We start from the raw sequence: 11,027 nt of genomic DNA on the forward strand, positions 1-11,027 counted from the left end.
ATTCTTTGATTTCCTGAAAGATTGCCGCTTCTCAGTTGTTCCTGATAACGAGGAATAGCTTCTCGATCCCACTTTATAGATTCCTGACGAGCTTCTTCGACGATTTTACTATATTCAGTTGTAAAATTCTCGTAAACTGAATAACCAATAGCTGCCTTTATTTTAAACTCACCTCTCATAATGGAATTTAAAACATTTGAGGCTACATTTTCATCAACTCCTAAAGCCCTGAGAGAATCCAAAGATGTCGCAATTAATCGAGCCAACTTTTCACCTGCCCTGAGCAATTCCGGGTGAAAATCCTCAGACGCAGTCAATAAATTTCCCTTTCCATCCGATTGGAAAACACCAAAGTCATGGGAGCTTTCCGGATCAGTAATCTGGGTATAATGCAAGGGGACCAGGACATTGACTTTACCGACGGGTTTCTTGAGGGGTTCATCGGAGTCCCCCGGTAATTTAGTGATGGTATGCTCACGATTGAGCATACCCACGATATCAAAAGGATTGACATAATACTCTATCTTTTCGCTAATCTTTTTGATTTTCTCGTCACTGAGTCCCATTTTCTTTAAGCTCTTTGTCGTGTCTGGACCGTCAAAAAGAACAACTTTTCCGATTTTCTCCAGTTCCTCATCGCTGAGGCCAGCTACTCCTTGTGCAGAGACAATGGTCCCTAAGGAGTGACCTGTGATGTCCATCGTAGCATTTGGAGCCTTTTCGCGCATCTCAGCGATCTTCGTTTTCATTCCTACTGTTGCTAACTTGGCTTGCGGGGTATGAATGTGGTTGAGGGCAAACTTCGCATCGTTGTCGACCCAGTCGTTCCAATTTTCTTTACTGATAGCATCACTTCCGCGGATGGTCATATAGGTTTTCTTGGTGTCTTTAGTCAAGGTTGGCGTATCCGTTAAATAGTAGGCATTAAAACCAGCTTTCTCATCAGTTAAGAGTCCTTTTTGATAGCGTTTGATAGGATACTCTTCTTGGTGAACCCCTCCTCCAGGATCACCAACTTGGAGTTTTATCGTGTCTTCCACAGTATGTAAATCAGGATCTGGTTGCAAGTAGACCTTACCATTATGAGGAAGGTTCTTACCTCCGGGAGTGATTTCCATTACCTTTCGATCGATATTATATGTTTTAATATCCTTGGAAAAATCGAAGTAAATAGAATCACCAGAATCTAAGGCATTTCTTTCATCTTTTCTTAATTTTTCATAAGGAAATAGAATAGGCCTTCCTCTATAAGCCGCCTGAGCCAAATCTGCATAAAAATTATCAAAGGTTTTTAAATTGCTATTACTCAAACGGTTTCCCTCCAATGCCTAGGCCATTAACTAATGTCATCGAAGCTAAATCAACTTTTCCATCATCTACAATTATCATTACATGCCAACCAGAATTATCAATGTTATTAAACGTTCCATAAACATCAATAATATCTCCGCCTCCCTGAGGTGTACCATTTCCTACCTTATCCCATTGTGTCTGTCTCCAATCAATTTGAACAGATTCTATCTTTGGGTTTTGAGATTTTACAAAATCCTTAATCTCCTCTTCATGCTCCTTTAAATAAGCCAACTGCTTGGCTCGCGGACTAAGAAATACTCCTCCGAATAAATTTGTTTTCTGTGCCATCCATGCACCTCCTCCAAAAATTACAAGTGCTAAAATTAGCCAAACTAAAGTACGTTTTTTCATTTCTTTCCTCCTATATAGTGGAATCTAAGTATATTATATCATGAATGTAAAAAAAAAATACTTTTAGCAAGTATTGTAAGTCAATAGGGAATGAGTGCTGTTAAATTTGAGTAAAAATTATCAAATTTTTTTAAATTACTATTAGTCAAGCAGTTTACCCCCAATACGCAACGGACTACCTATTCCAATAGAATTAATTAAAATTTTTCCATCTGTAATCTTAATAATAACACTCCAGCTGGATTTTTCTATATTATTAAATCTACCGTAGACTTGCACAATTTCTCCACCTCCTTGAGGGGTACCATTCCCAACTTTTTCCCATTCAATCCGGTCCGAGAACAACTGGTGATGGGTACTATGAAGCAATTGTATCTGATCCCGAAGGTAATTTACTAGAATTAACAACACATTTAAAATCGTAAAATATAAAAGGAGAAAAACAATGATTCAAGATCTTTATAAAGAATTCTCTCAACTGGAACAAGTAGAAGCTATCGCTCTTGGTGGTTCACGTGCAGGACAAGACTACGATCAAAATTCTGACTATGATGTCTATGTCTATCTTAACTCACCTATTGACGAGAAAACTCGTCAAATCATTCTTAGCAACTATTGCTCCTATATGGAAATTGGAAACCAGTTTTGGGAGTTAGAGGATGACTGCGTACTAAACAACGGTATCGAAATCGAGTTGATTTATCGTTCGCTGGAGTCGTTTGAACAAGAATTGAACTCAACCGTTTTTCAACACAAAGCTCAAAATACTTATACAACTTGCATGTGGCATAATCTACTCCACAGCAAGATTCTATACGATCCGAATGGAAACTATGCTTCGCTCCAAAGAGCCTACCAGATTCCCCATCCACAGGAACTCAAAAAGCATATCATTGAAAGGCAACTTCTTTTGCTAGAACAAGCCATGCCTGCCTTCTCTCACCAAATAGAAAAAGCTATCAAACGCCAAGATTTTCTCAGTATGAATCATCGTACAAGTGAATTTTTTGCTTCCTACTTTGACTTGTTATTTGCGCTCAATGAGCAAACCCATCCTGGTGAAAAACGAATGTTGGAGTACGCAAAGACCAATTGTACTCTCCTCCCTAAACAATTTGAAGAAACTATTCGCAAGTATTTCCAACTACTCTACCAACCGCAACAAGGAGAACAAGCGATCGTAACCTTACAAACCATCCTGAACCAACTAAAGGCCATTTTGCCATGAGCAAAATCGGACAATAATGACTACATGAATTTTACAAAAAATCTCCTAACGGAGATTTTTTCACATATTACCATAGAACACCTCTATAAGAAAAAATCAGAGCTAAAATCAACAAAACATAGAAGGCGATAAAAAGCCATTTCATCTTCACACATAGAGCAATATATTCTCTGATAAAGGCCGATGGAATATAGTAGGCAGCTGTACGGCAACCAAGGCCATCTCCCTTCATCCCAATACGGCGAGCATAGGTACTGGTACGAAAAACATGGTAATCATTGGTCACAAAGAGAAAACGTGGATTTGCTACCAGTTTCTCTCCCATTTCTTTTGAGAAGAGAAGATTCTCATAGGTTGTCGTTGAGTCTTCCTCTAGGAGAATTGCTTCTCTCGGAACATCCGTCTCTTCCAGCAAATAATTACAAATTGCCTGAGCTTCGGAAATCTTCTCATCCCCACCTCGACCACCACTTGCGATGATTTTAACATTGGGATTGAGAGACTGGTGATAAGCTTCTACTGCCTTATCAATGCGACTCTTCAGTAAGGGAGTCACTTTTTCTCCATTCAACAAGCCTGCTCCGTGAATAATAATAAAATCATAATGCTTTTTCTTAGGAATAAAAAGATACAGAATAGAATAAAGCAGAAATCCTGCAAAGGCAAAACCAAAAATCAAATACGAATAAATCAAAAAGAAAAAGATAATATTCACTAGATGATTGGTGTAGAACAAGCCCTTGGTATTGCTCGCTCGAATCGCCATGATTACAAAAAAGAATAAAATCACGCAACCTAATCCTAGAGACAAATAATTTGCCTTGGATTTTCCTTCTTTTTTCAATAACACAAATCCATTATAAATAAGGAAAAAACCACTTAGAAAAACTAAAAGAGGCAGCAGGAGAAAAATCCCTGCAAAGAAAACCATGTGCACTTCTTTCTGCCCAGCTTCGTAAAAAAGATTGGCAATGGACATATAAGAAAAGAGCAGAGACAAAAGCAAGAGAGCTGGATTCCAGAGACTACGATTGTCCCTTAAAAACGAAACGAGAAAAAGTAGGACAAAAAATCCTGTGATAAAGTACATAGTCTCCTCCTTTAATGACTACATTGTACCATAATTATGGCAATAGAAAAAGAGAACCTTAGACCTCTCACTTAGACAGTTTATTCTGAGCATCGGCTACAACCTGAGCCAGACTTGTCTGGCGAAGTTGGTTCTCCATAGCTGCTTGAACATCGAACAGCTTTTGGTCCAAGACTGCATGGATATTCGCACCAATTGGGCAATTAGGATTTGGATTGTCATGGAAACTAAAGAGCTTACCAGATTTTCCTAAACACTCCACAGCTTGGTAGACATCCAACAAGCTGATATCCTGAAGGTCTTTTATTATCTCAGTTCCTCCCGTACCACGAGCAACTGAAATCAATCCTGCTTTTTTGAGTTGCGATAAAGTCTTACGGATAATGACTGGATTGACTCCGACACTAGCCGCAAGAAAATCGCTGGTTACTTTACTTTCTGTATCCTGCATTGCAATAATAATCATCATATGAGTCGCAATTGTAAATCGGCTTGAAATTTGCATCTTCTTCTCCTTTCATTGATATTTTATTCATCTTTTCCCGTATAAACATTATACCGTTTTTGGTTTTCCTGTCAAATATTAACGACTGATTATCTTCTCCATGCAAAAAGTCCTGTATCCCTCTTGGCAACCAGAACGGTGGAGGGCATACAAAGACTTATTTTTTATGCAATTTTACGGACAATCCCTTTTGTTTTATGACTTGACCAAACCGAGCTGATAGACACCCCAGCACCAACTAAGGTAAACACAGCTAACATAGCTAGATTATAAAAATAGTTATCTGGGAAATCACCGCTAAAGATTAATTGATTCACCACTCGGAAAGCAAAGGCAAACTCAACCCCTAGTTTGGCAACGACTTCCATTGCCAAATCAATTTGATTCACTAGAAAGACAGTAATCACCATCCAAATAGAGGAAATCACAATCCCCTTTCGAGATAACTTTCTTCCAAGGATTTCATATCCTTTAATGGTACAAATCCCCAGAACAATACCTGCTACCATAGCTACATAACCTAGGCGTGCGATGAATAGAGCAACTGCTCCACCAATCAAGGCTCCTAGCAAGGCACCAACTGCTCCAAGAAGAACATTTTCCTTTTGATTTTGATAAGAATCCACCTCAATCTGAAGATTGCTCTTTAGCAATTGATAGCTTTCCTCGTTGATAAGGAAAATTGAATCACCTAATTGATAGAGACCAACGGGACCCTCCTGACCGCTATAGGCACAGACTTGGACGAAATGATGGATTTCAAGGAATGCTACGAGGTCTGTTATGAGCGTCTGTAACTTTTCGATTGTTTTTGATTTGCGCATGGCACCTTTTACGACAAAAGAAACAAGGTACTGGTTGATGGACAAGGTCGACAAGTTTGGAAGAGATTCACTCTTAAACTCATCCCAAACCAATTCGTTTTCTTCTGAATCCGCAGGATTGCCATTTAAACTCACACTGACACAAAGTCGAAACTGATTTTTCACATCAGTTTCTTGCAGGAAAAGTAAATAACCTGACTGCGTGCCATAAATACTACGCGAATCTTCGTCAAATTGCAAGCCCAACTCCGAGGCAATAGCGTGTAACTCTTCTGGTTTCATTATCTGTCTCCTCTTATTTTGAATATCAATTAGTATGAGATTCAAATTAGTTATATTCCGTTATTCTAACATAAATTTGAGAAGCCGTCAATTCGTATCCAGTTCGACTTATCGCGAAACAGCAGCAGTCACTAGACTATCTGATTTCTAGCTAGAAGTCCTCTTAAAACCAATCTTTCTTGTCTCTTTCCATCCAGAGTTCAACATCCTGATCATAACCTTCTTGTTCACTAATCTGACCTAACAATTCATGGTTATGAGTGTGGTGAATTCCATTTATCAAACTTTCATAGTAGACCTGGAAATAGGGGAGCTTCAAATCTTTAGCCAACTGCAATTCAGTTTCCACATCATAATCCACACGACGAAAATCAACATCAGACAAACCTGCCTCATCAAACTCTAAGATCATATACTGGGCCCGCAGGTCCTTACGCAACTTCGCATCTAGAAAGAAAGGTTGTCCAATGGAACCTGGATTAAGAATCAACTGTCCATCACTTCCATAACGAAGCAACTGTTGATGAATATGGCCATATACTGCGATAGAGGCGTGTGGATTCGTCACCAATCTATCAAAATCTTCTTGTTTTCCCGTATGAATCAACTCTCTACCCCAGTTTTTATCAGGGAGATGGTGAGTGATTCCCACCATCAAATCACCAAACTGACGATGAACTTGCATGGGTTGATTATTGAGGTCTTCGATTTCTTCTGGGCTGACCTCCTCTAAGATGTACTGACTTTGACGCAGGAGATAACGATGGCTCGCTTTTGTAGGATCTAACTTGCGATGCAAGCCTCTCCAGAGACTATTCTCCCAATTTCCCAGAACTCTTACTGTAATAGGCAAGCTAGCTAAGAGGTCCAAGATCCTTCTACGTCCTGTTCCTGGCATCAGAATATCTCCTAAAAGCCAGTATTGGTCTACCTCTGCCGCTTTAGCATCAGCCAGTACAGCTTCCAAAGCTGTCGTATTTCCATGTATGTCTGAAAGAACTGCTATTTTGGTCATTCTTTCTCCTTACTCTCTTACTTCTTTTGTTAGTATTATAACAGAAAACACTCGAAAAGATCACTATCACTGATCACTGGATTAAATTGTAAGAGCCTCCAAATCGTGCTATAATATAAGTAGAGATTTCCCCTTCATTTAGGATTATGTGGTCTACAATATCTCTCAATTTTTCCAGATTGGAGGACTATTGCCATGCGGAATTATCTTAAGTATATCCCATACTACCTTGTCACTTTCTTTTTTTACTGGCCCCTCTATGAGCTCCTCTCTCTACTCATCTCTGACCCATATACACTGAAGGGACTGTACATTTATAACATCATCCTCTTCTCACCTCTGGTAACCTTTATCGTATCGCTACTTTATAGCTATCGATTTCATTTCTCACTTTGGTGGCTACTCGGTATTGGTCTGCTCTATTGCTTTACCATCATCACCTTTGGTGAGTTCATCCTACTTTACTTCCTAGCCTATGAACTCTTTGCCCTACTTGGGTTGGCTGCTGGTGTGGGGATCAAGCATGTCTTCCAGCGAGAGAAAAATAAAAAAATTATACAAAAACCTTGAAAATTCTCGCAATCATGCTATAATAATGCATAGAGACAAGTCACTTAGTCCCTTTCTACTAGAGAGTGCGTGGTTGCTGGAAACGCATAGAAAGCCTAAACTGATACTACTCTACTGACTTTTATGCAAACATAAAACGGTGGCTACGTTAAAGCCAATCAGAGGTGTCCCTCTTTTTTGAGGAACATGAATGAAGGTGGAACCACGTTGCGACGTCCTTTTAGGATGTCGTTTTTGTTTTGTCAGAAGGAGGAAGAATGATGCTTTATATGATTGGCGGATCGCCTTGCAGTGGAAAGTCAACAATTGCCTCACTTCTTGCTAGACAGTATCAACTACTTCATATCAAACTGGATGATTTGGTAGAAAAGATGATGAGTCAAGCAAGTGAAGACTCACAGCCAATTTGCCTTCTTAGGCAGGATAGAAATCCAGAACAAATCTGGATGAGAAATCCAGAAGAGATGGCAGATGAAGAATGGCGCTTTTATGAAGAGATTTTTCCTTATGTAAAATCTTACTTGATAAAGAATCAAAACAGACCTCTCTTGGTGGAGGGAGCAGGACTTTTGCCTCACTTGGTAAAGAAGCTTGAATGTCCAGCATCTTCCTATCTATGCTTGACTCCGACAGCTGATTTTCAAAAAAAGCATTATATACAGAGAGAATGGGTTCCTTATGTCTTAGAGGGTACAACCAACCCCGAGCAAGCTTTTGAAAACTGGATGCAACGAGACATTCTTTTTGCTCAAATGGTTCCGGTGAGATTAGGCTATCCTAGCCTCGTAACAGATGGTAGTCAATCAGAGAATCAGACTGCGGAAGAAGTTGCTCGGCTCTTAAAATTGTCCAACAAAAATAGAATAAATATTTAAGGAGAAAACCATGATTAAGATTACTTTCCCAGATGGCGCTGTTCGTGAATTCGAATCTGGCGTTACTACTTTTGAAATTGCCCAATCTATCAGCAATTCCCTAGCTAAAAAAGCCTTGGCTGGTAAATTCAACGGCAAACTCATCGACACGACTCGTGCTATCACTGAAGATGGAAGCATCGAAATCGTGACACCTGATCACGAAGATGCCCTTCCAATCTTGCGCCACTCAGCTGCTCACTTGTTTGCCCAAGCAGCACGTCGCCTCTTCCCTGATATTCACTTGGGAGTTGGTCCAGCTATTGAAGACGGTTTTTACTACGATACGGACAACACAGCTGGTCAAATCTCCAACGAAGACCTTCCTCGTATCGAAGAAGAAATGAAGAAGATCGTCAAAGAAAACTTCCCATCAATCCGTGAAGAAGTCACTAAAGACGAAGCACGTGAAATCTTCAAGAACGATCCTTACAAGTTGGAATTAATCGAAGAACACTCTGAGGACGAGGGTGGTTTGACTATCTACCGTCAGGGTGAATACGTGGACCTTTGCCGTGGACCTCACGTTCCATCAACAGGCCGTATCCAAATCTTCCACCTTCTTCATGTAGCAGGTGCATACTGGCGTGGAAATAGCGACAACGCGATGATGCAACGTATCTACGGTACAGCTTGGTTTGACAAGAAAGACTTGAAAAACTACCTTCAAATGCGTGAAGAAGCTAAGGAACGTGACCACCGTAAACTTGGTAAAGAGCTTGACCTCTTCATGATTTCTCAAGAAGTTGGTCAAGGACTTCCATTCTGGTTGCCAAACGGTGCGACTATCCGTCGTGAATTGGAACGCTACATCGTCGACAAAGAGTTGGCTTCTGGCTATCAACACGTTTACACTCCACCACTTGCTTCTGTAGAGCTTTACAAGACTTCTGGCCACTGGGATCATTACCAAGAAGATATGTTCCCAACCATGGACATGGGGGACGGGGAAGAATTTGTTCTTCGTCCAATGAACTGCCCTCACCATATCCAAGTCTTCAAACACCATATTCACTCCTACCGTGAATTGCCAATCCGTATCGCTGAAATCGGTATGATGCACCGCTATGAAAAATCAGGTGCTTTGACTGGTCTTCAACGTGTGCGTGAGATGTCACTCAACGACGGTCACCTCTTTGTTACTCCAGAACAAATCCAAGAAGAATTCCAACGTGCCCTTCAGTTGATTATCGATGTTTATGAAGACTTCAACTTGAATGAATACCGCTTCCGCCTATCTCTTCGTGACCCTCAAGATACTCACAAGTACTTCGACAACGATGAGATGTGGGAAAATGCCCAAACCATGCTTCGTGCAGCACTTGATGAGATGGGTGTTGACTACTTTGAAGCTGAAGGCGAAGCAGCCTTCTACGGACCAAAATTGGATATCCAAGTTAAGACAGCTCTCGGAAAAGAAGAAACCCTTTCAACTATCCAGCTTGACTTCTTGCTCCCAGAACGCTTCGACCTCAAATATATCGGAGCTGACGGTGAAGAACACCGTCCAGTTATGATTCACCGTGGGGTTATTTCAACTATGGAACGCTTCACAGCTATCTTGATTGAGAACTACAAGGGTGCCTTCCCAACATGGCTTGCACCACACCAAGTAACTCTCATCCCTGTTTCTAACGAAAAACACGTGGACTACGCATGGGAAGTGGCTAAGAAACTCCGTGACCGTGGTGTCCGTGCAGATGTAGATGAGCGCAATGAAAAAATGCAATTCAAGATCCGTGCTTCTCAAACCAGCAAGATTCCTTACCAATTGATCGTTGGGGACAAGGAAATGGAAGACGGAACAGTCAATGTTCGTCGCTACGGCCAAAAAGAAACACAAACTGTCTCAGTCGATGACTTTGTTCAAGCTATCCTAGCTGATATCGCTAACAAATCACGTGTGGAAAAATAAAACGATCACTGTCTGAGAAACATTTTTCAGTAAGAAAAAGCAACAACTGAAATAGTTGTTGCTTTTTTATATTTTATTTAACCTGAGCTAGTCGTGATTGGTCAAACCACCACAAATGGTATCCTCATCAACAATCCTTTCTATCCACTAACTGTTGGATATAGGATATCCTCCCAAGATTTGCTTCCTCGAGTTAGAAAAGTTCAATATCCTCAATCCTTGTCTGCTTCATTTTCTTTTACGAGATCTTTTTGTGAATCTTTTTCAGAGAGTTTTTGATCGATATACTTGTTAATGTTTTCATAAAATTCCTTGGTAATCTCACTATCTAATTTTGTCGAATTATGGACTTGATTGACTTTTAATTGAACAGATTGAATACCGTAAGAGGCTTGTTTTTGATGGAGCGTTTCTAATTCTTCTTCTGAAATCGGATCTCCAACAACTGTCAAGACCAATTCATTGTCCCTAGACTTGTAGACTTGATTAATGACCGTATGATTAGAGAACTCTTTTCCTACAAACTGTTTGATCCCTTCTTTTCGCGCTTGATCTATCGTCAGAGTGACTGCTGAATAACTGGCTGGAAGAACCAATAATACAATCAAGGATATCAAGCCAATTTTCATTTTAATGTTTAGCTCTTTAAATGAACTTAAGGGAGATTTTCTCATCAAAATTCTTGTTCCAATAATGTTGGCTAGCATGATAAAGACACAGTTGATCAAGAAAAGATAGAGAGCCCCAAATAAAAATCGTACATTTCCGTTAGCTAAACCATATCCTGCAGTACAGATAGGTGGCATCAGAGCTGTTGCAATGGCTACTCCTGGCACGATATTGTTTGCTTCTTTTTTCCTTGACCCAATTACACCTGCTATCCCACCAGCAATAGCAATGAGAACATCCCAAATGGTTGGAGAGGTTCGTGCAATCAACTCGCTACTTGCATAAGATAAGGGGGAAATCCAGAAATACAA

General features: G+C 40.2%; 11 protein-coding genes and 3 pseudogenes. 6 read left to right on the forward strand and 8 right to left on the reverse strand.

The window, feature by feature from the left end; translation table 11 throughout:
* From NMM25_RS10325 to NMM25_RS10335, 3 genes and pseudogenes are all read right to left on the reverse strand, one after another.
* Positions 1–1,310: cutinase family protein (locus NMM25_RS10325; protein ID WP_254736820.1), on the reverse strand; the 1,310-nt coding region annotated here is incomplete at its 3' end.
* Positions 1,303–1,704, reverse strand: coding sequence for a hypothetical protein (locus tag NMM25_RS10330; protein ID WP_254736821.1), 402 nt, complete (start codon positions 1,702–1,704; stop codon positions 1,303–1,305). The genes NMM25_RS10330 and NMM25_RS10325, both read right to left, overlap by 8 nt.
* Positions 1,705–1,845: 141 nt before the next feature.
* Positions 1,846–2,031: pseudogene (locus NMM25_RS10335) on the reverse strand (hypothetical protein); the annotation flags it as partial.
* Here NMM25_RS10335 and NMM25_RS10340 point away from each other — a divergent pair.
* Both NMM25_RS10340 and NMM25_RS10345 read left to right on the forward strand, forming a co-directional pair.
* Positions 2,022–2,129: pseudogene (locus tag NMM25_RS10340) on the forward strand (glyoxalase); the annotation flags it as partial. The pseudogenes NMM25_RS10335 and NMM25_RS10340 overlap by 10 nt on opposite strands.
* A 20-nt stretch (positions 2,130–2,149) precedes the next feature.
* Positions 2,150–2,932 carry a DUF4037 domain-containing protein gene (locus NMM25_RS10345; RefSeq protein ID WP_254736822.1) on the forward strand — a complete coding sequence of 261 codons (783 nt, stop codon included), beginning with the start codon at positions 2,150–2,152 and terminating at the stop codon, positions 2,930–2,932.
* Positions 2,933–2,999: 67 nt separating this feature from the next.
* Here the strand turns inward: NMM25_RS10345 and NMM25_RS10350 are convergent, their stop codons facing one another.
* The 4 genes from NMM25_RS10350 to NMM25_RS10365 form a co-directional block, all read right to left on the reverse strand.
* Complete coding sequence (locus tag NMM25_RS10350) at positions 3,000–4,022, reverse strand: YdcF family protein (protein ID WP_254736823.1); 1,023 nt, start codon at positions 4,020–4,022, stop codon at positions 3,000–3,002.
* 67 nt (positions 4,023–4,089) lie between these two features.
* Positions 4,090–4,527, reverse strand: a complete 438-nt coding sequence (locus tag NMM25_RS10355; protein WP_001167392.1) for an Rrf2 family transcriptional regulator — start codon at positions 4,525–4,527, stop codon at positions 4,090–4,092.
* Between the two features lie 164 nt (positions 4,528–4,691).
* The gene (locus NMM25_RS10360) at positions 4,692–5,633 is read right to left on the reverse strand and encodes a hypothetical protein (protein ID WP_217970591.1); all 942 of its coding nucleotides are present in this window, start codon (positions 5,631–5,633) and stop codon (positions 4,692–4,694) included.
* A 163-nt stretch (positions 5,634–5,796) separates the two neighbouring features.
* The gene (locus NMM25_RS10365) at positions 5,797–6,648 is read right to left on the reverse strand and encodes a metallophosphoesterase (RefSeq protein ID WP_125397646.1); all 852 of its coding nucleotides are present in this window, start codon (positions 6,646–6,648) and stop codon (positions 5,797–5,799) included.
* A 195-nt stretch (positions 6,649–6,843) separates the two neighbouring features.
* Here NMM25_RS10365 and NMM25_RS10370 point away from each other — a divergent pair, with 195 nt between their 5' ends.
* The 4 genes and pseudogenes from NMM25_RS10370 (at position 6,844) to thrS (ending at position 10,047) form a co-directional block, all read left to right on the forward strand.
* The gene (locus NMM25_RS10370) at positions 6,844–7,218 is read left to right on the forward strand and encodes a hypothetical protein (protein ID WP_001246988.1); all 375 of its coding nucleotides are present in this window, start codon (positions 6,844–6,846) and stop codon (positions 7,216–7,218) included.
* A 73-nt stretch (positions 7,219–7,291) separates the two neighbouring features.
* Positions 7,292–7,479: pseudogene (locus NMM25_RS10375) on the forward strand (hypothetical protein).
* A complete protein-coding gene (locus tag NMM25_RS10380; RefSeq protein WP_254736824.1) occupies positions 7,476–8,093 on the forward strand; it encodes an AAA family ATPase in 618 nt (205 codons plus the stop codon). The pseudogene NMM25_RS10375 and the gene NMM25_RS10380 overlap by 4 nt, the downstream one beginning before the upstream one ends.
* 10 nt (positions 8,094–8,103) lie before the next feature.
* The gene (gene thrS / locus NMM25_RS10385) at positions 8,104–10,047 is read left to right on the forward strand and encodes a threonine--tRNA ligase (RefSeq protein WP_254736825.1); all 1,944 of its coding nucleotides are present in this window, start codon (positions 8,104–8,106) and stop codon (positions 10,045–10,047) included.
* A gap of 212 nt (positions 10,048–10,259) precedes the next feature.
* Here thrS and NMM25_RS10390 read toward each other — a convergent pair.
* Positions 10,260–11,027: DUF389 domain-containing protein (locus tag NMM25_RS10390; RefSeq protein ID WP_254736826.1), on the reverse strand; the 768-nt coding region annotated here is incomplete at its 5' end.

The sequence above is a fragment of the Streptococcus sp. CF10-1 genome (assembly GCF_024295825.1).
GTDB lineage: Bacteria > Bacillota > Bacilli > Lactobacillales > Streptococcaceae > Streptococcus.